The 18652-nt window shown below is 71.3% G+C and carries 18 protein-coding genes and 2 pseudogenes; 10 read left to right on the top strand and 10 right to left on the bottom strand.

The genetic code is table 11. The features are described from left to right. Position 1 precedes the first annotated feature (1 nt). On the bottom strand, positions 2–1084 hold the full coding sequence (locus H504_RS0111260) for an ATP-binding protein (protein WP_051385735.1): 1083 nt from the start codon (positions 1082–1084) through the stop codon (positions 2–4). 68 nt (positions 1085–1152) lie between these two features. Next, complete coding sequence (locus H504_RS0111255; protein WP_026422847.1) at positions 1153–1806, bottom strand: response regulator transcription factor; 654 nt, start codon at positions 1804–1806, stop codon at positions 1153–1155. A gap of 166 nt (positions 1807–1972) precedes the next feature. Between H504_RS0111255 and H504_RS34525 the strand changes: the two genes are divergently transcribed. From H504_RS34525 to H504_RS0111220, 7 genes are all read left to right on the top strand, one after another. Continuing rightward, positions 1973–2482: a hypothetical protein gene (locus H504_RS34525; protein WP_051385734.1), complete on the top strand. Its 510-nt coding sequence runs from the start codon at positions 1973–1975 to the stop codon at positions 2480–2482. 31 nt (positions 2483–2513) lie between these two features. Then, the gene (locus tag H504_RS0111245) at positions 2514–3593 is read left to right on the top strand and encodes an efflux RND transporter periplasmic adaptor subunit (protein WP_051385733.1); all 1080 of its coding nucleotides are present in this window, start codon (positions 2514–2516) and stop codon (positions 3591–3593) included. Between the two features lie 5 nt (positions 3594–3598). Continuing rightward, positions 3599–4291, top strand: coding sequence for an ABC transporter ATP-binding protein (locus tag H504_RS0111240; protein WP_035304024.1), 693 nt, complete (start codon positions 3599–3601; stop codon positions 4289–4291). Beyond that, entirely contained in the window at positions 4288–5496 is a 1209-nt protein-coding gene (locus H504_RS0111235; RefSeq protein ID WP_026422844.1) for an ABC transporter permease, read from the top strand. The genes H504_RS0111240 and H504_RS0111235 overlap by 4 nt, the downstream gene beginning before the upstream one ends. An 88-nt stretch (positions 5497–5584) precedes the next feature. Then, the gene (locus H504_RS34520) at positions 5585–6052 is read left to right on the top strand and encodes a helix-turn-helix domain-containing protein (RefSeq protein ID WP_157440350.1); all 468 of its coding nucleotides are present in this window, start codon (positions 5585–5587) and stop codon (positions 6050–6052) included. Between the two features lie 192 nt (positions 6053–6244). After that, a complete protein-coding gene (locus tag H504_RS41945) occupies positions 6245–6391 on the top strand; it encodes a hypothetical protein (RefSeq protein ID WP_169735371.1) in 147 nt (48 codons plus the stop codon). Next, the gene (locus tag H504_RS0111220) at positions 6391–7605 is read left to right on the top strand and encodes a cupin domain-containing protein (RefSeq protein ID WP_026422843.1); all 1215 of its coding nucleotides are present in this window, start codon (positions 6391–6393) and stop codon (positions 7603–7605) included. Before H504_RS41945 ends, H504_RS0111220 begins: the two co-directional genes overlap by 1 nt. Here the strand turns inward: H504_RS0111220 and H504_RS0111215 are convergent. Then, complete coding sequence (locus H504_RS0111215; RefSeq protein WP_026422842.1) at positions 7592–9451, bottom strand: S9 family peptidase; 1860 nt, start codon at positions 9449–9451, stop codon at positions 7592–7594. The genes H504_RS0111220 and H504_RS0111215 overlap by 14 nt on opposite strands. A 74-nt stretch (positions 9452–9525) precedes the next feature. Between H504_RS0111215 and H504_RS34515 the strand changes: the two genes are divergently transcribed. After that, positions 9526–11532 carry an ABC transporter ATP-binding protein gene (locus H504_RS34515; protein WP_051385731.1) on the top strand — a complete coding sequence of 669 codons (2007 nt, stop codon included), beginning with the start codon at positions 9526–9528 and terminating at the stop codon, positions 11530–11532. Here the strand turns inward: H504_RS34515 and H504_RS43015 are convergent. The 7 genes and pseudogenes from H504_RS43015 to H504_RS34505 all read right to left on the bottom strand — a co-directional run. After that, a pseudogene (locus H504_RS43015) lies at positions 11531–11711 on the bottom strand (SRPBCC family protein); the annotation flags it as partial. The gene H504_RS34515 and the pseudogene H504_RS43015 overlap by 2 nt on opposite strands. Positions 11712–11835: 124 nt before the next feature. Continuing rightward, a pseudogene (locus tag H504_RS43010) lies at positions 11836–12079 on the bottom strand (hypothetical protein); the annotation flags it as partial. Between the two features lie 171 nt (positions 12080–12250). Beyond that, complete coding sequence (locus H504_RS0111200; protein WP_026422840.1) at positions 12251–14362, bottom strand: catalase; 2112 nt, start codon at positions 14360–14362, stop codon at positions 12251–12253. Between the two features lie 411 nt (positions 14363–14773). Continuing rightward, positions 14774–15265, bottom strand: a complete 492-nt coding sequence (locus H504_RS0111190) for a DUF4383 domain-containing protein (protein WP_051385730.1) — start codon at positions 15263–15265, stop codon at positions 14774–14776. Positions 15266–15384: 119 nt separating this feature from the next. Next, on the bottom strand, positions 15385–15852 hold the full coding sequence (locus H504_RS0111185) for an SRPBCC family protein (protein WP_026422838.1): 468 nt from the start codon (positions 15850–15852) through the stop codon (positions 15385–15387). A gap of 124 nt (positions 15853–15976) precedes the next feature. Further along, positions 15977–16384, bottom strand: a complete 408-nt coding sequence (locus H504_RS34510) for an SRPBCC family protein (protein ID WP_051385729.1) — start codon at positions 16382–16384, stop codon at positions 15977–15979. Further along, positions 16377–16733 (bottom strand): WhiB family transcriptional regulator, encoded by a 357-nt coding sequence (locus tag H504_RS34505; protein ID WP_084467558.1) that lies wholly within the window; start codon positions 16731–16733, stop codon positions 16377–16379. Before H504_RS34505 ends, H504_RS34510 begins: the two co-directional genes overlap by 8 nt. 517 nt (positions 16734–17250) lie before the next feature. On the opposite strand from H504_RS34505, the gene H504_RS0111170 reads away from it, so the two are divergent. Together H504_RS0111170 and H504_RS34500 are read left to right on the top strand one after the other, a co-directional pair. Further along, positions 17251–17688, top strand: a complete 438-nt coding sequence (locus H504_RS0111170) for an SRPBCC family protein (RefSeq protein WP_026422837.1) — start codon at positions 17251–17253, stop codon at positions 17686–17688. 92 nt (positions 17689–17780) lie between these two features. Further along, the gene (locus tag H504_RS34500) at positions 17781–18608 is read left to right on the top strand and encodes a MerR family transcriptional regulator (RefSeq protein WP_035303990.1); all 828 of its coding nucleotides are present in this window, start codon (positions 17781–17783) and stop codon (positions 18606–18608) included. Positions 18609–18652: the final 44 nt, after the last annotated feature.

The raw sequence follows: 18652 nt of genomic DNA, 5'->3' as shown, positions 1-18652 counted from the left end.
ACTAGTCCACTGTGGACTCAGGCATCGTCACCACCACGTCGAGGCCGCCTTGCGCACGGGGGATGGCGGTGATGATGCCGTCGTGGGCGTTGGTGATGGCGCGGGCGATGGCGAGGCCGAGGCCCGCGCCGCCGTGGTTGGTGTGGCGGTGGGCGCGCTGGAAGGGTTCGAAGAGGACGTCCACTGTGTTCTGCGGGACCGCCGGGCCGCTGTTGGCGACGGTGAGGGTGTTTCCGGTGATGGTGACCGTGAACCAGCCGTCGGGGGTGTTGTAGAGCATGGCGTTGCGGACGAGGTTGTCGACGAGTTGGGTGAGCAGGACCTCGTCCCCTGGCACCACAAGGGAGTCCGCGTGGACTGAGCCGCGCACAACAGGCGCGTCCGGTGGGGGAGTGGCCAGTGCCTCGGTCACCACGCGGGTGGCGACGGCGGCCAGGTCGACGGGGACTCGTTCGGGGAGGCCGTGGTCGCTGCGGGCCAGGGTGAGCAGGCCGTCGAGGAGGCGGTCCAGGCGGCGGTTGGCGGCGAGGAGGTCGGTGCGCACCTGGGTGTCGGCCAGCCGCACCTGGATGATGGCGCGTTCGACGGCCAGCGGGGTGCGCAGTTCGTGTGAGGCGTTGGCGACGAACCGGCGTTGGCTGGTGAACGCGCGGTCCAACCGGTCGAGCAGGTCGTCGAAGGTGTCGGCGAGGGCGCGCAGTTCGTCCGGTGGTCCGGTCAGCGCGAGGCGTTCGTGGATGTTGTGGGCGGACATGCGGCGGGCGCGGGCGGTGATGGTGTGCAGCGGCCGCAGGACCCGGCCCGCCACCCACCAGCCGACCGCGCAGGCGAACAGGACCATCACGCCGATCGCGATCGCGGACGCGACCAGCAGTTGGCTCAGCGCGTCGACCTTGATGTCCTCGGCGAGGGCCTTGATCTGGGCCTGGCTCAGCGCCGCGCCCTGCACCTCCGGGAGGGTCTGCTTGGGCAGCACGGTGACGTTGGTGCCCCGCTGGCCGGTGACCGCGTGCCGGATCACCATCTCCACGTTGCCCGCCAGCGTCTGCCCGGACAGCAGGAACACCACCCCGAGCAGCACCACGCAGGCCGCCAGGGACAGGCCGCCGTAGAGCAGGGTCAGCCGCAGCCGGACCCCGCTGCGGCCCCGGGTCAGACCCGGTAGCCGACGCCGGGGACGGTCACGATCAGCGGCGGGTCGCCCAGCTTCGCGCGCAGCCTGCTGATCGTGATCCGCACCGCGTTGGTGAACGGATCGGCGTTCTCGTCCCACACGCTCTCCAACAGGGTTTCCGCGCTGACCACGCCGCCGCCCGCGCTGAGCAGGATCTCCAGCACCGCGAACTCCTTGCGGGACAGCGCCAGGTAGCGGCCGTCGCGCACCGCCTGGTGCCGGGGTACGTCGAGTTCCAGGTCGCCGTGCCGCAGCACGGGGGCGACGACCCCGGTCGGGCGGCGGCCCAGCGCGTGGATGCGGGCGACCAGCTCGTCGAAGTCGAACGGTTTGGCCAGGTAGTCGTCGGCGCCGAGGGACAGCCCGCCGATGAGGTCCCGTTTGGTGGCGGACGCGGTCAGCATCAGCACCCGGCTGCCCGACCCGGACGCCACTATCCGCCTGCACACCTCGTCGCCGTGCACCACCGGCAGGTCCCGGTCCAGCACCACGACCGCGTACCGGTTGGTGGCCAGCCGCTGCAGCGCCTCGTCACCCGTCAGGGCGATGTCGACGGCCAGCGCGTGCCTGCGCAGGCCCTCGGCGATCAGCTCGGCCAACGCCGGTTCGTCCTCGGCGACGAGCACCCGCACCGCTTCTCCCGGTTCCATCGCGGCGGACTCCCCGCCGGGGATTCGGCCACCCTAGTGAGCGGGGTGTTTCACGAGCATATCGGCCAAGCGTGACGACCGGGATAGCCGCGTTTCGCTAGACCTGGCACCAATCCGTGCGTTCGTGTTCACCGGAAGGTGTTCCCCCGTGAGTCTGCCCTCGAAGTCCCTGACCGGTCTGGTGCTGCTCGGTGCCGTGCTGGGCGGCTGCTCGACCGGCACCGGCGGCTCGTCGCCGCCTGCCACATCCACCGCCGTCGCCGCCGACGGCCCGGTTCGGTTCGTCCAATGCGTGCGCGACCAGGGTTTCTCGCTGCCCGACCCGCCGCCGGGCGCGCAGACCGTGCAGCTCCCGCCCGAGGCCAAGACCGACCCCGGTATGGCCAAGGCGGTCGACCAGTGCAGGCACCTGCTCGGCCAGGGCAGCGGCAAGGACGCCACCGACCCCCAGCAGCAGGACCGGGCGCTGGCCACCGCCCGCTGCCTGCGCGGCAAGGGCATCCAGGTCGACGACCCGGCCCCCGGCCAGCCGCTGCGCCTCGACATCGACGCCAAGGACCCGAAGGCGCTGCAGGCGGTGCAGGACTGCAGGCGCGAGGTCGCCGCCCAGTTCGGCGCGGCAACCACCCAGCCGGGCGGGCAGACCAGTGGCGGGTGAGCGCCGCCGTCGCCGCTGGTGGTGGCTGGTCGTGGTGGTCGTCCTGGTCGGGGCGGGCGCGGGGGCGTTCGTCCTGGTCCGGCCGGACCGGACCGCCGCGGCGGGTCAGGCCCGACCGGTCCCACCGACCGCCCCTGTGGCGCGGGCCGACCTCGCCCAGACCACCCGCGCCGACGGCACCCTCGGCTACGACGGGACGATGTCGGTGCCCGCCGCGCCCGGCGGTGGGGTCGCGACCTGGTTGCCCACGCCCGGCACCGTCGTCCACCTGGGTGAGCGCGTCTACTCGGTGAACAACCGCCCGGTCCCCTTGTTCCACGGCGACACCCCGCTCTGGCGGGACCTGGCCGAGGGCGTGGACGACGGGCCGGACGTGCGTGAGCTGCGGGACAACCTCCGGGCCCTCGGGTTCGGCGCGGATCTGGCCGACAGCGCGCACTTCTCCTCCGCCGTCGGCGACGCTGTGCAGCGCTGGCAGCACTCGATCGGGGTGGCGGAGACCCGAACGGTGCGGCCGGGTGAGGTCGTCGTGGCCTCGTCGGACCTGCGCGTGGTCGAGGTGCGGGCGACCCTGGGCGGGGCGCTGCCACCGGTCGTGGCCACCGCGTCCGGCACCGCACGCGTGGTGACCGTCAACCTGGGCGTCGCACAGCAGGGCCTCGCCAAGGTCGGTGCCGCCGTGCGGGTGCTGCTGCCCACCGGCACGGCGACACCGGGCAAGGTGGCCTCCGTCGGGACCGTCGCGACCGCCGTGCCCAACGACCCGTCGTCGGCGGGCAACGACGGCAACAACAGCAACGATGCCGTGCGGGCCACCGTGCCGGTCCGGGTCACCCTGGACCAACCGGACGCCGCGGGCACGCTCGACGGCGCCCCGGTATCGGTCGAGTTCACCAGCGACGTGCACCGCGGGGTGCTCGCCGTCCCGCTGGTCGCGCTGCTGGCCATGCCCGACGGCGACTACGCGGTCGACGTGGTGGAGACGGACCCGGCGGGCGGCTGGCACACCCGCCGGGTGGTCGTCCGGCTCGGCTTCTTCGCCACCGGCCAGGTCGAGGTGGCCGCCGCCGGGCTGACCGAGGGGATGAAGGTGCAGGTGCCCGCCCGGTGACCGACATGATCACGGCCGACCACGTCGGCAAGCGCTACCGCGGCGGTGTCCCCGCCCTCACCGACGTGTCGCTGACCATCCGCGAGGGCGAGTTGGTGGCGATCGTGGGGCCGTCCGGATCGGGCAAGAGCACCCTGCTGCACCTCATGGGCACCCTCGACACGCCGACCTCGGGCACCATCCGCCTGCTCGGCCACGACGTCGCCGCCGTCAGCGACCGGACCCTGTCGGCCATCCGCGCCCACTGGATCGGGTTCGTGTTCCAGCAGTTCTTCCTCGGCGCCACACTGTCCGCTGTGGACAATGTGGCCACCGGCCTGATGTACCTGGGGGTCCCGCACCGCCGCCGTCGCCGCCGAGCCGCCGAGGTGCTCGACCGGGTCGGCCTCGGCCACCGCCTCGACCACCGGCCCGCCGAGATGTCCGGCGGGGAACGCCAACGCGTCGCCATCGCCCGTGCCCTCGTCACCGACCCGGCGATCGTGCTGGCCGACGAGCCCACCGGCAACCTCGACACCGCGTCCGGCGCGGTCGTGCTCGACCTGCTGCACAGCCTGCACCGGGACGGAACCACCATCGTCGTGATCACCCATGACACCGACATCGCCAACCGCCTACCCCGCCGGATCCGCATCCGCGACGGCGCCGTCGTCGGTGATTCCACTGGTGCGGCCGTCCTGGATGGGGGAGCGCGATGACCGCCGTGGCGCGGGATCTGCCGCCGTCGTCGGCCCTGCGGTCGGCGGACCTGTTGCGGGAGAGCACATCCGGCATCCGGGGCAGGCCCGCCCGCGCCGTGCTCTCCCTGCTCGGCATCGCGGTCGGGGTGACCGCGATGGTGGCCGTGCTCGGGATCAGCGCGGCCAGCCAGGCGGGCCTCATCGCGCAGATCAGCCGGTTGGGGACGAACATGCTGACGGTCTCGCCGGGGCGGGACCTGTTCGGCAACCAGACCGAGTTGCCCACCGAGAGCGTCGCCATGGTGGGGCGGATCGATGGCGTCGAGTCGGTCAGCGCGGTCGGGGCGGTCGGCGGCCGCTCGGTGCGCCGGACGGACAAGATCGACCCGCAGGACACCAACGGGATCGCGGTGCTGGCGACCAGGTTGGACCTGCTCGACACGCTGGGCGGCTCGGTGCTGGCCGGGTCGTGGCTGACCGGGGCCACCGAGCGCTACCCGGCGGTGGTCCTCGGCTCCGTCGCCGCGGCCCGGCTGGGGATAGCCGGTCCCGGTGACCAGGTGTACCTGGGCGACCGGTGGTTCACCGTGGTCGGCCTGCTCGACGGGCTGCCGCTGGCCCCGGAGATCGACCGGGCCGCGCTGGTCGGCTGGCCGGTGGCCCAGTCCGATCTCGGGTTCACCGGCCACCCCACCACGGTCTACGAGCGGTCGGCGGATTCCGCCGTCGCCGGGGTCCGGGCGGTGCTGGCGGCCACCGCCAACCCGGAGAACCCGCAGAACGTCGCGGTGTCCCGGCCGTCGGACGCGCTCACCGCGCAGTTGGCCGCCCGGTCCGCGTTCGACCAGTTGTTCCTCGGCCTCGGCGCGGTCGCGCTGCTGGTCGGCGGGATCGGGGTGGCCAACACGATGATCATCTCGGTGCTGGAGCGGCGCGGCGAGATCGGGCTGCGCCGGTCGCTGGGGGCCACCCGGGCGCACGTGCGGGCCCAGTTCCTCGCCGAGTCGGCCGTGTTGTCCGGGATCGGCGGGGTGCTCGGCGTGCTGATCGGGATCGCCGTGTGCGTCGGCTACTCGCTGTCGCGGGACCTGCCGGTGACGCTGCCGTGGGCGGTGCTCGCCATGGGGTTGGCGGCCGCGGTCGGCACCGGGGTCGTCGCCGGGCTCTACCCGGCCGGGCGCGCGGCCCGGCTGAGCCCGACCCAGGCGCTGGCCTCGGTGTAGCGGCAGCCAGGAGGTCAGGAGGTCTGGACGAGCCGGTGGCGCGGTTCCACAAGTGGGCAACCGTCCCCGGCGGCACACAGGGGGGCAGATGGGGGCACGCAAGTTCGCCAGACCGGCGCGCGACGCCGAGGAAGAACGCACGCTGCGCAAGCTCGCCGCGTCGCGGACGGTGCCGCGCTGGCTCGGGCAGCGCGCCCAGATCGTGACGCTGAGCTGGGACGGCACCCCCACCGAGGAGATCGCCGAGCTGGTGGGGCTGCGTCCGCGCACCGTACGGGGCTGGCTCACCCGGTTCGACACCGACGGTGTCGACGGTCTGGCGGACCTGCCCCGCTCCGGTCGGCCGCTGCGGCTGACCCAGGCGGACCGCGCCGCGTTGACCTTCCTGGCGGCGGGCGGGGACGGCCGGGTGCCGTGGACGCTGTCCCGGCTGACCGCGGCGGCCAGGGCGCGCGGCATCGACGTCAGCCGCAGCCAGGTGCGCCGGGTGCTGCTCGACGCCGGTGTCGCCTGGCAGGAAGCAGCGGCGGAACTCCGCGAAAATGCGGCAGAATAAGTGGACAGGAATGTGTTCGCGTTCTTTTGGAACGAGCGCGGGTCTGTTCTTTCCGGAACCTGCTCCAAAAGCGTGAAAGCATTACTTGTGGAGTTGACGTCGTCGGCCGGTGCTCCCGAGAATCGGCCTCGGCAGCCGATTCCCGTGGTTGCCGATCCCACCACTGAGCAACAAAAGAAACAGGGGTAAGCCATGTCCGAGAAGTTCTCCCTTGACGCCGACGACGTCGAGGTGACCAGAACCCCGCCCGTGTCGGCGGACTTCGTGATCTCCGACAACGACCCGACCGACCCGGTGCTGGTCATCGCGGACAACGACCCGTCGGACCCCGTGCTCTGATGCCGGACGTCTCGACGCCGGGGAGGGCCGCACGGCCCTCCCCGGGGCTCGCCGCGCTGCTCGACCCGCTGCCGGTGGACCGGTTCACCACCGAGTTCCACGAGCGCGGGCACGTGCTCGTCCCGGCGGGTGACGGCGGCCGGGCGCTGCCGCTGTCCCTGGCCGACGTGGACGCGATCCTGGCCCAGTCCAGCCTCCGGTCCACCGACCTGCGGGTGGTCGCCGACGGCCGGGAGACCCCGGTGGCCGAGCTGGCCGCCCCGGGGGACGCGACGGCGCTGGAACTGCTCTACGACTGCTACCGCAAGGGTTCCACGCTGGTGCTGAAGTTCCTCGACGAGCGATGGCCGCCGCTGCGGGAGTTGTGTGCGGCGCTGGCGGCCGACCTCGACGCGCGGATCCAGGTGAACGTCTACCTGACACCGCCCGGCGCGCGCGGTCTCACCCCGCACTACGACACGCACGACGTGTTCGTGGTGCAGGTGTCGGGCAGCAAACACTGGCGCATCTACGACTCCCCGTATCCGCTACCGCTGCACGGGCAGTCGTACGCCCGGCACCGCGTCGGTCCGGACCCGGGCCCGCCGGTGGAAGAGTTCGTGATGCGTCCGGGCGACGTGTTCTACATGCCGCGCGGGTGCGTGCACGACGCGCGGTCGCGGGACGAGGCGTCGCTGCACATGACCATCGGCGTGCTGCCCGTGCTGTGGGCGTCGGTCGTGCGGGACGCGGTGGAAACCGCCATAGAGCGCGACGAGCGGTTCCGCCGGGCCGTGCCCGCGGGCACCTTCACCGAGCCGGGGGGCCGCGCGGACGCCGAGGCCGCGGTCGGTGAACTGCTCGACCTGGTCCGCGCCTTGGCCGACCCGGCGCAGTTGCTCGACCGCGCCGAACGCGCCGCGGCGGTGGGCAGACGACCGGAACTCGGCGGGCACCTGCTCGACCTGGAGGCCCTGCGGTCACTCGACGGCACCACCACCGTCCGGCGGCGGGAACGGGTACCGGTCGCGGTGGAGTCCGACGCGGAGCGGATCCACCTGCGTTTCCACGGCAAGCAGGTGAGCCTGCCCGCGCGGGTGGACGAGCAGGTGCGGTTCATCTCCTCGGCCAGCGGTCCGTTCCAGCCGGGCGACCTGCCCGGCGGCTTGGACTCGCCCGGCCAGGTCCTGCTGGTGGGCACCCTCGTCCGCGAGGGCCTGCTCACGGTCGGCTGACCGGCGTCACCTCGCCCGGCTCCTCGGTTCCCCCGCCGAGGTGCCGGGCGAGGAACCGTTCGACGGCCGCGTGGAACACCATCCGGTTGCGCGGCCGCAGGATCGCGTGACCCTCATCCGGGAAGAGCAGGTACTCGTGGTCGATCCCGTTGGCCCGCAGCACCGCCACGACGCGTTCGGCCTCCGCCACCGGCACCCGCGGGTCGTTGGCGCCGTGCGCGACCAGCAGCGGCACCCGCAGCCGGTCGATCGCGGCCAGCGGGGAGCGGGCGAGCAGCATCTCCGCGTCGTCGACCGGGTGCCCGATTCGGCGCCAGATCCGCTGGGTGAGGCCGGACAGGCCGCCGCCGGGGACGGTCGCCACGAACGCGCGCAGGTCCGACGGCGCGGCCAGCGCCACCCCGCAGCGGAACACCTCGGGGGTCGCGGTGACGCCCACCAGCGCGGCGTACCCGCCGTAAGAGCCGCCGTATATCGCCACCCGCGCCGGGTCGACCCAACCCGCCGACACCACGTGGTCCACGGCGTCGAGCAGGTCGTGTTGCATCGCGGCACCCCACTGGCGGTCACCGGCGTTCACGAAGTCCTTCCCGTAGCCGGTGGAGCCGCGGAAGTTGACCTGCACGACGACGTAACCGCGGTTGGCCAGCCACTGCGTCTCGGCCCGGTAGCCCCACAGGTCCCGGGTCCACGGACCGCCGTGCACGACAACGACAGCGGGCAGGCCCGCGCGCGTGCGCCCCGGCGGGAACGTCAGGTACCCGGGGACAGCCAGGCCGTCACGCGCGGTGACGGTGAACGGCTCGACCTTGGCCAGCGGCAGACCGGCCAGCGCGGTCGTATGGGAGAACAGCGTGGTCGTCCGGCCGGTGTCGCGGTGATAGAGGCGGTATATGGCCGGGCCGTCGTCGACCAGGTAGCGCACCAGCCAGGTCCGGTCGGCGTCGTCCTCGCCGAGCACGGTCACCTCGCCGGGACCCCCCGCGCGCAGCGCCTCGATGTCGGCCTCGGTGTCCGGCCGCAGCGGCTCGATGTCGGCTCGCTCGCGGCGGATCACTGCCAGCCTGGCCTCGCCGTCGGGGTCGACACCAGCGCCGATCACGTCGTACCGCGGGTCCTCGGCCAGCACCTCGGCCACCCCGGTGGCCACGTCCACCCGCAGCAGCCGCGCCGCCGGGGCGCCCTTGCTGGACAAGAGGAGCAGGTGCGTGCCCGCGGCGGTGAAGCCGACCACGCGCAGCAGCATCGTGTCGTCGTGGTCGACCGCGTGCAGCGTGCGCCACGAGCCGTCCGCGTCGCGCACCACCACCGCGAGCCCGTCCTCGGGTCGCGCCTCGACGGCGGCCCGCGGGTCGAGGTCCGCGTCGGCGGTCCAGGCGGTCACTCCGGGCCGTGTGGCGACCAACTCGGTGTCGCCGGTGCGGAGGTCGAGCAGGTGGGCGTCGGCGCTGGCGCGGTCGCGGCGGTTGAGCGTGATCAGGGCGTGCCCCGGGCGGTTCGGCCGCAGCGCAACCAGCCGCGCCTGGACCCCCGGGTACGGGGTGAGGTCGCGCGGCTCGGGGGCGGTGACGTCGACCGCCTGCAGGTGGGTGTTCTCGTCACCGTCGCGGTCCTGGGCGTAGAGCAGCGTGGTGCCGTCGTGCGCCCACGCGAACACGTGCACGCCGCGGCCGCGGTCGTCGGTCACCGGCTCGTACGGGCCGCCGACCGGACCGCACAACACATTCTTGACACCCCGGACCGGGGCGATGAACGCGATTCGCCGCCCGTCCGGCGACAATGCCGGGCTCATCCGGTCCGGGTTTCCGAACAGAATCGCGCGCGGAATGATCCTGGGCTCGGTCACGGCGGTCAGTATGTTGATCGCGCGCGACCGCTGTCCAGCGACCGAATGGTGGACCGGACAACACGGGGAGAGTCATGTCGGTGCGTTTCGTGTTTTCCAAATCCGCGGGCGACGCGGGCGGCAGCGGCCTCACCGGCGACCCGGACCTCGGCGCCGCGCCTGCCGCGCCCGCGGGCCGCCGCCACCCGTTGGCCGCGCTCACCGGCGTGGTCCGGGTGCTGCGGCTGGTGTGGGGGGTGGACGCGCGGCTGACCGGGTGGCTGGGCGCGGCGATCGTCGTCGCCGGGCTGGTCCCGGTCGTCACCGCGGCCACGGTCCGGGTGCTGGTCAACGCGGTACTGGCGGCGCTGTCCGGCAAGGGCGGCGGCCCGCTGGACGTGCGACTGCCCGGGTTCGCCTTCCACCTGCCCGCCTTGCCCACCACCACCGCCGTGGTCGTCCTGGTCGGCACCCAGCTCGCCGTCGCCCTGCTCGGCGGCGTGGCCTCGGCCGTGCGGACGGGGACGCAACAGTTGTTGCAGGAGAAGGTGACCCAGCACGTGCGGGCCCAGATCATGGACCACGCCGCGAGCCTCGACCTGGCCTTCTTCGAGCGCGGCAAGTCCTACGACCTGCTGCGCCAAGCCCAGCAGGAGGCCGCCGTCCGTCCGGTTGGGATGGTGGGCAGCGCGTTCGGCCTGCTGCAGAACCTGGTCATGTTCGCGGGCCTGGCCGTGCTGCTGGTGACGGTGAGCCCGTGGTTGGCCCTGCTGGCGCTGCTCGCCCCGGTCCCGGCGTTCATCGCCGACGCCCGGCACGGTACGCAAGCGTTCCTATTGTCCACTTTGGCCGCCCCGGCCCGACGGCGGATGGACTACCTGTCGTCCCTGCTCACCACGGACACCTACGCCAAGGAAGTCCGGGTCCTCGGTCTCGGCGCCTACCTGACCGAACGCTTCCGCCTCATCGGCGACCGCTACTACCGGCGTCTGCGCACCCAGGTCCGCCGCCGCCAGATCGCCGCCGCCCTGTGGGGGGTGCTGAGCACACTCGTCGGCGCGGGCACCTACCTCTACATCGCCCTGGCGGCCACACAAGGCAAACTGACCGTCGGCGACCTCATGCTGTACACCGCCGCCGCGGTAACCTTGCAGGCGTCAATCCAGGCGATTTTCTCCGCCCTGTCAACAATGCACGAGAGCACGCTGTACCTCGACCAACTGTTCGCCCTGCTCTCCGTGCGGCCCGACACCCCGGGCGGGACACTGCGGTTGGCCCCCGGCGCCCCTCGAATCACCTTCGAGAACGTCTCCTTCCGCTACGCGGACTCGGCGGAGTGGGCCCTGCGCGACGTGAGCTTCGACCTCCCCGCAGGCGGAGTCACCGCCCTCGTCGGCCCCAACGGCTCCGGTAAGTCCACTGTGGTCAAACTGGCCTGTGGCCTCTACCACCCGACATCCGGCCGAGTCCTGTTGGACGGCAAGGACTTGGCCACGTACGACCCCGCCTCCGTCCACGCCCGCACCGCCGCCATGTTCCAGGACTATGTGACCTACCAGGCCACCGTCCAAGAAAACGTCGGCCTGGGCGACGTCCCGCACATCGACGACACCAACGCCATCACAACCGCCCTGGCCCGCGCCGACGCGACATCCATCGTGAAGTCCCTCCCCGCAGGCCCCCAAACCATGCTCGGCCGCTGGTTCGGCCGCGGCACCGACCTCTCCGGCGGCCAATGGCAACGCCTGGCCCTGGCCCGCGCCTTCCTCCGCGCCGAACCAGGTCTCCTCCTCCTCGACGAGCCCACATCCGCCCTGGACGCCCGCGCCGAAGCCGACCTCTTCACCCGCCTCACCGCTCTCTCCCAAGGCCGCACCGTCCTCTACGTCTCCCACCGCTTCTCCACCGTCCGCCACGCCGACACAATCCTGGTCCTGGACAACGGAACCCTGGTGGAAACCGGCACCCACACCACCCTCCTCACCCACCCCGGCAGCACCTACGCCGAACTCTTCCACCTCCAAGCCGCCCCCTACCTCGACAACCAACCACCCCGACCCCTCGACACCAAACAGCCTTCGGCCGCCATCGAGAGGGAGTAACCCGCGCAGGCCACACTCCCGCACTGCGGTGGATGCGTGTACCCACCGACGGCCAACCAGCGTCAACGTCCCCGGATGTATGAGTCGCCGACGACCCAGCCCGCGTAGGACCAGCCATCGGCCAGTACGGCGAAGACGTCGTCGGGATCTGCCCCCACGACACGACTCGTCTTGCTCATGAACCCGTGTGGCGGTGCCGCGGTACGGCTTGCTCTCGCACCGCGGCCTTTCCCTTGAGCTCGAGTGCTTCGGGGGTGGCAAGCACGTCCAGGCGCGACACGTTCCCGTCCACGCGGGCGGTCCGGAGAGCACGGACCGGTCCCGCCCCCAGCCACTGGTCGTCGTCCGGGTTGTGCCGCAGTACCTGCTGGAACGGCAAGTACGCCAACGGCGCCAGGCTCGTCGCCGTGCCGGGGTGGCCGTTGACCGCTTTCTGCACCGCGTCTGCGGCCGGCACGCGGATCGTGTCCACCGCACGGATGTCGATCGCGCCCAAGCCGGTCTGCTCGGCCAGCGGTCGTGCGAACGCCGGATCGCGATTGGTCATGGCGTGCGCGGAGGGTGTTCGGTTGCCCAGGTGCGGTTCTCCCTCTGGCTGCTCCCGGAACGGGTCGCCCACCGCTGTTCGGCGACACCGTGTCGGGTCGGGATCGGTTCCCCTGCTGTCGCCTTGTCGGTGTCGCGCGGCAGTTCCCGACCGCGCGGGCCGGGTTGGTCCTCATCCGGAGGGGGCGATCGCCGAGTTCATCACGAGGTCGGCGCGGTCCCATGCCCGGTGTAGCCCCAGCGCGACCACCAGATCGTTGGTGAAGGTCTTGTCCGCGGCCTCGGCCAGCAGCACGCCGGGGGCGTCCAGGGCGACGCCCGCCGCACGCAGGATCCCGTCGCCGTCACCCCAGGCGGCCAGGGCCTTGCAGTGCCGGTATGCCTCTTGGAGCAGCACCACGAGCTTGATGTCGGTGCTCGGCGTCGTGCCACCCGCGACGACCAGTGCGTCGAACTCGATGGAGCGGGCGGTCAGCAGGGTTCGCGTCACGGTCTGCTTGCTGTTGCCGCGGCTGAGGACACCCCCGAACGGCGCGATGACGTGGACGGTCACGCCGAGCTTCTCGATCGCCTTGCGCAGCGCGGCGATCCCGGGCAGGTCGGCGCCCGCGTCGGCGATCACCCCGACCGTGCGGCCCGTGACGGGACCCGGTTCGGTCACGATCTGCGACAGACTCGGCGAGAGCGCACCGTCCTCGGCGGGCTCGCCCTGCGGCGCCGGTAGGCCGAGACCGGCGGCGACCTGGGCGCACAGTTCGGCGTCGACATTCGCCAACACTCCCAGTTCGCGTTCCTTGACCGCCTGTTCGTAGCACTTGCCCAGTTCGAAGGTGAACGCCTCGACGATGTGGGCCTGCTCCAGCGGGGTGAGGCTGCGGTAGAACATCGTCGCCTGGGAGAAGTGGTCGGCGAACGACACCGGGTTGGCCCGCACCGCCGTCCCGTCGATGCGGCGCGGGGTCTGGACGTAGCCGCCTTCCTCGGCGGTGGCGACCAGCGGCTCGCCGTTGTCCAGGCTGTTGGGCCGGTAGGGCGCCACACCGGTGGGAATCGCGGTCTGGTGCATGCCGTCGCGCAGCATGTCGTTGACCGGGCAGTGCGGCCGGTTGATCGGTAGCTGCGTGAAGTTCGGGCCGCCCAACCGGGTTAGCTGAGTGTCCAGGTAGGAGAACAACCGGGCCTGCATCAGCGGGTCGTTGGTCACCTCGATGCCGGGTACCAGGTTGCCGGTGTGGAAGGCGACCTGCTCGGTCTCGGCGAAGTAGTTCGTCGGGTTGCGGTTGAGGGTCAGCCTGCCGACCACCTGCACCGCGGCCAGTTCCTCGGGCACGATCTTCGTCGGGTCGAGCAGGTCGATGCCCTCGAAGGAGTCGGTGCCGTCGTCGGGCATCACCTGAATGCCCAACTCCCACACCGGGTACGCACCGGCCTCGATCCCGTCGGCCATGTCACGGCGGTGGAAGTCCGGGTCGACACCTGCGGCGATCTGCGCTTCCTCCCACACCAGCGAGTGCACCCCGGCCTCCGGCTTCCAGTGGAACTTCACCAGGCTCGACCCGCCCGCGGCGTCGACGAGCCGGAAGGTGTGCACCCCGAATCCCTCCATCGTCCGGTAGGAACGCGGGATGCCCCGGTCGCTCATGTTCCACATGACGTGGTGGGTGGCTTCGGTGTGCAGGGACACGAAGTCCCAGAACGTGTCGTGCGCGGACTGCGCCTGCGGGATCTCCCGGTCCGGGTGGGGCTTGGCGGCGTGGATGATGTCGGGGAACTTGATGCCGTCCTGGATGAAGAACACCGGGATGTTGTTGCCGACCAGGTCGAAGGTGCCTTCGTCGGTGTAGAACTTGACCGCGAAGCCCCTGGTGTCCCGAGCCGTGTCGGCCGAACCGCGGGAGCCCAGCACCGTGGAGAAGCGGACGAACACCGGGGTCTGGCGGCCCTCCTGCGCCAGGAATCCCGCCTTGGTCACCGAACCGGCGGTGCCGTAGGCCTCGAACACCCCGTGCGCGGCGGCCCCTCGGGCGTGCACCACGCGTTCGGGAATCCGCTCGTGGTCGAAATGGGTGATCTTCTCGCGCAGGTGGAAGTCTTCCAGCAGCGTCGGCCCGCGGTCGCCCGCCTTCAGCGAATGGTCGGTGTCGGGCAGCCGGAGCCCGTGCGCGGTGGTGAGGAACTCACCGGTTTGGGCGCGGGCGTCCCCGGTCGCCGGGTCACCCTCGACGGTGCCGGTGGGACCGGTCGGCGCCGGTGCGCTCTGGTCGGACTTGCGGGACGTGGGCATGGCGCCTCCAGGTACCAGGAAATGTGGATACGCCGGGGTCTGGGGCGCACGGGCCTGTCAGGTGTCACAGGCCCACGATCTTGTCTTCGTCTACCCCGCGAACTCCCGCTTCACACGTGCACGCTGCCCCCACTTCGCCGCCGCGCAGGCCCATTTGCGGACGCCCATGCGCAACTGGATGCCCCGGTCGAACATCTCCATCATCGACCTCGCCGCCGTACACGCCCGACACCGACGCCGTCCCACCCCTCACCGCCGCGTGCAGGGCGTCGAGCCGGTCGACGGCCAGTGTCTTCGATGCGCGGGCTTGCTCCGACCACCCACGACCGCCGGGCGTCCAGGCGAGCGACGAACCGGTCTGTCCACAATGGGTAGTGCGTGGCGACCACCCCTACTGCGCGGTGGTGGTGGTCACCGGCGGCTCTCGGGCGCGGATGGACTCGGAACGCGAGCGGTGAGCAGACCGAGGGCGATCATGACGGCCGCGAGGCCCAGGTGCAGCCAGTTGTCGGCGGTGTTGACCGGCACGAAGTTCGCGGTGGAGTTGTGGTCGACGAGGAGTCCGTAGACCCACAGCACCAGGTAGATCAGGCCGCCACCGATCAGGTATGTCCGCGCGGAGCCCGGTGTGCGAGCCAGTGCGAGCCCGGCGGCGCCGAACAACAGGTGCACGGCGTTGTGCAGGATCGACACCATGAACAACCCCAGCAGCATCGCCATCGAGCCGTGTCCGGCGAACGACAACTGATCGTAGTTCGTGGTCAGCCCCGGGATGAAGCCGCCGATGCCGACCAACAGGAACACAACCCCGAAGGCCCTGGCGACCAGTTGCGCCGGGGTGGCCTTGCCGGGGGTGATGCCGCTGGTGGCTGGTCCTGGCTGAGGGTGGTGTGGTGTGGCCATTGGCAAACCCCTTGTCAGTGGTGGGGAACTGGGTGTGCGGCGGGAGGGAGGCGGCCGGGGAGAGCCTGCCCGCCCCCCTTCACGTGGACGTCAGGGGGAAATCAGGACAGCCGCGGGAGTCAGTGCTGGGTGGGATGGTCGACGTCACCGCGCCACGCGCCGGTCTCGTGCCCGTCGCGGTTCTCGATGAACGCTTTGAAGCGTTCCATGTCGCCCTTGACCTTGCGGTCGAGGATGCCGAGCTTGTCCGCGACGTTCTCGACGAACCCCTCGGGGTCGATGTCCATCTGCGCGGTCACCCGGGTGGTGTCCTCGTCGATGTAGTGGAACGTGATCACCCCGGCGTGCGTGGGGCCGGAGTCCGATTTCCAGGCGACCCGCTCGTCGGGTTTCTGCTCGGTGATCGTCGCGTCGAACTCCTTGGTCACCCCGGCGACGGTGATCCTCCAGTGGGTGTGGGTGCTGCCGGTTTGGCGGATCTCCTCGACACCGTCCATGAACCGCGGGAACGACTCGAACTGGGTCCACTGGTTGTAGGCGGTGGACACGGTGACCTTCACGTCGACGGATTCGGTGATGGTACTCATTGGACAGACCTCCTTCTCGTGTTGTGTGCTCGTCCGGTCGGCGGGGTCGTCGGGGACGACGAGCAGGTCCGTGGCGAGTCCACTGCCGGGCCGCGCACAGTGTGCGCAGATCGGTGGACCGCGATCAACCGGCGACGTGTTGTTGTTCGACGAGGCGTTTGATGTTCGCCAGGGTCTCGTGCAAACCCCGCTGCACGTCGTTGTCGCCATCGGGCACGCGTGTGGTGTGCACGCTCACGCGCACCTCGCAGTTGCCGCGGGCGTCGTGGACCTCCAGCGAGCCGTGGTAGTTGTTGTCGCCCTTGGATCCCCACTCGATCCGGCGGTTGTCGGGGTCGACCCGGAACCAGGCGTTGCCCTCGACGTGCTTGCCGTGGGGCAGTTGGGCCGAGGTGTGCACTTCCTCGCCGTCACCGGCGGTCGCGGACGTCATGCGCGTGAAGTACGCCGGCAGGTTGTCCACTGTGGACAAGTAGCCGAACACCGCGTCCTGCGCGGCGTCCACGGTTGTCGCCGCCTGGAAATCACCCATGTTGTCGTGCCTCCGTCGGCTGGATCGTGCTGCGTGGTTCGTGGTGGGGGTAGTGATCGGGCCAGGTGGCCGAGTCGATGCGGCGCAAGAGCGCCGTGCGTTCGGCGACGGTCAGGCCACCCCACACGCCGTAGGGCTCCCGCACGAGGAGCGCGTGCCTGCGACATGCCCGGATCACCGGACAGGCGCGGCAGACCGCCTTGGCTCGGCGATCACGCTCGTCCTTCTCCGGGCCGCGTTCGTACTCGGGATGGAAGAACGTCGTGCTGTCGATCTCGCGGCACGCCGCGTGGAGCTGCCAGTCCCACACGGCGGTGACCGGGCGCGGCAGACGGCTCACATCGACCACGGTGACCCGCTCCGGTCACCGGCGACGCGGGTCGGGCAGGGCCTGTCCAGCACCACGTGCGACCCGTCATCGGGTTGTGTCGAGCGGCGGGCGAACAGCGCAACGGGCTTTTGTGCGGAAGGAACCATGGACCGCCGATCTCTCTGGCGCACTGCGCAACCTGTGTGCGGGTGCCGCCAGGGGCAAGGGCGGTGGTGAAACTCGATGACCCCGTCGCCGCGGACGCTCGACTCGCGTGCACCGCGTACCGGACCAGGATCATGAACTCGCCCAATCGTTGCACAAGCGATGCGCCCCGGCAAGATGAGCGGGCACCCGGCGCGGAGCGAACGCACCGGGGGCGCGTCGTTCGGCGAGGTGCCGACATGACGAGGACACTGGCCACGCGACGCAGAGCCGGACCGGAACACGCCTGGGCAGGCGTCGTCGCCAGGGTCCGCTGCCGCACGGCCGTCACGGCGCCGTCCGGCGGGCGCACCGATCACCGTCCACAGTCCCGCGTCAGGGGAGAACCGCCATGGTCCAGGTGCGGCGCACGATCACCGTGCGCAAACCCGTTGCTGTTGTTGTGAACTACCTGAAGGATTTCGCCCGAGCGGAGGCGTGGGATCCCGGCACCCTGTCCTGCACCCGCCTCGACGAGGGGCCGATCCGGGTCGGTGCCCGCTGGCGCAACGTGTCCTGGTTCAAGGGCAGGGAAACCGAGCTGGTGTACGAGCTCGCCCTGCTGGAGCCGGAGCACCTCGTCTTCGTCGGGAAGAACAAGACCGCGACCTCCACCGACGACCTCACCCTGACCTCGACCCCGGATGGCACGGTGATCACCTACGAGGCCACCGTCGTGTTCCACGGTCTGGCCAAACTGGCCGACCCGTTCCTGAAGCGGGAGTTCGAGAAACTGGGCGACGCCGTGGTCGACTCCCTGGCGGCCGCGGTCGACGCCACCGCGGTCTGACGCGGGTACCGAGTTCGATCGATGACGGGATCAACCAGGTCGCCGGGGGCGCACCGCCACGCTCGATGTGGCTCGGGGGTGAGGATGGGACCGTGGAGCGTGCGGCGGTTGACGGTGTGGTCTGGACCGCGGGGCAGGTCGCTCGGCAGTTGCGGATCGCGGAGTCGACGCTGCGCGCCTGGCATCGCCGCTACGGTGTGGGGCCGCACGCCGCTCGGGCGGGGCAGTATCGGCGGTACACGGCCGAGGACATCGCGCGGTTGCGGCGGATGCGGGATCTCATCGACGCGGGCACGTTGCCCTCGGAGGCCGCCCGCGCGATCACCGCGGCCATATCGGCCGCCCAGGCCCTTCCACAGGTGCTCGCCGCCGCGCGGGAGTTGGACAACGCGCGCTGTGTGGATCTGCTGGAGAACGTCTTCGCCGACGTCGGAGTGGTGGACCTGTGGGAGCGGGTGTGCCGCCCGGCGCTGACGGCCCTCGACGACGGGCCCTGTGCCGAGGACGGGATCGACACCGAGCACGTCCTGTCCTGGGCCATCACGGCGGTGCTGCACCGGGTGTCCCGCCCGCCGACGGAGCAGGCGGCACCCGTGCTGTTGGCGTGCGCGGCGACCGAGCAGCACACGCTCGGGTTGGAAGCGCTGGCGGCGGCACTGGCGGAAAGCCGGGTACCGGTGCGGATGCTTGGTGCGGCGGTCCCGATGCCGAGCCTCGTGCACGCGGCGGCCATCGCCGCGCCCGCTGCCGTGGTGCTCTGGGCGCAGCGACCCCAGACCGCACAACCTGACGCGCTACGGGCATTGCGGTCCTTCTCGTCGCGCCGTGTCATCGCGGGCCCGGGATGGCCGCGGCGGCCGCTCGCCGGGGTCGACCACGTCGACAGCCTGTCCGCGGCGATGACCTTGTTGACCTCATGACACCCGTGTGCTCGGGCGGCTGATACCGGCGAGTGCCCGCCACA

The sequence above is a fragment of the Actinokineospora inagensis DSM 44258 genome, assembly GCF_000482865.1.
GTDB lineage: Bacteria > Actinomycetota > Actinomycetes > Mycobacteriales > Pseudonocardiaceae > Actinokineospora > Actinokineospora inagensis.
This window is presented reverse-complemented; position numbering and strand designations above follow the sequence as displayed.

What these genes read in the sequence shown, in the direction of transcription:
- H504_RS0111200 (WP_026422840.1), bottom strand. Translation starts at nt 14,362, where the DNA reads ATGCCCACGTCCCGCAAGTCCGACCAGAGCGCACCGGCGCCGACCGGT.
- H504_RS34515 (WP_051385731.1), top strand. Translation starts at nt 9,526, where the DNA reads ATGTCGGTGCGTTTCGTGTTTTCCAAATCCGCGGGCGACGCGGGCGGC.
- H504_RS34510 (WP_051385729.1), bottom strand. Translation starts at nt 16,384, where the DNA reads ATGGGTGATTTCCAGGCGGCGACAACCGTGGACGCCGCGCAGGACGCG.
- H504_RS0111240 (WP_035304024.1), top strand. Translation starts at nt 3,599, where the DNA reads ATGATCACGGCCGACCACGTCGGCAAGCGCTACCGCGGCGGTGTCCCC.
- H504_RS0111220 (WP_026422843.1), top strand. Translation starts at nt 6,391, where the DNA reads ATGCCGGACGTCTCGACGCCGGGGAGGGCCGCACGGCCCTCCCCGGGG.
- H504_RS0111190 (WP_051385730.1), bottom strand. Translation starts at nt 15,265, where the DNA reads ATGGCCACACCACACCACCCTCAGCCAGGACCAGCCACCAGCGGCATC.
- H504_RS0111185 (WP_026422838.1), bottom strand. Translation starts at nt 15,852, where the DNA reads ATGAGTACCATCACCGAATCCGTCGACGTGAAGGTCACCGTGTCCACC.
- H504_RS34520 (WP_157440350.1), top strand. Translation starts at nt 5,585, where the DNA reads ATGGGGGCACGCAAGTTCGCCAGACCGGCGCGCGACGCCGAGGAAGAA.
- H504_RS41945 (WP_169735371.1), top strand. Translation starts at nt 6,245, where the DNA reads ATGTCCGAGAAGTTCTCCCTTGACGCCGACGACGTCGAGGTGACCAGA.
- H504_RS0111170 (WP_026422837.1), top strand. Translation starts at nt 17,251, where the DNA reads ATGGTCCAGGTGCGGCGCACGATCACCGTGCGCAAACCCGTTGCTGTT.
- H504_RS0111235 (WP_026422844.1), top strand. Translation starts at nt 4,288, where the DNA reads ATGACCGCCGTGGCGCGGGATCTGCCGCCGTCGTCGGCCCTGCGGTCG.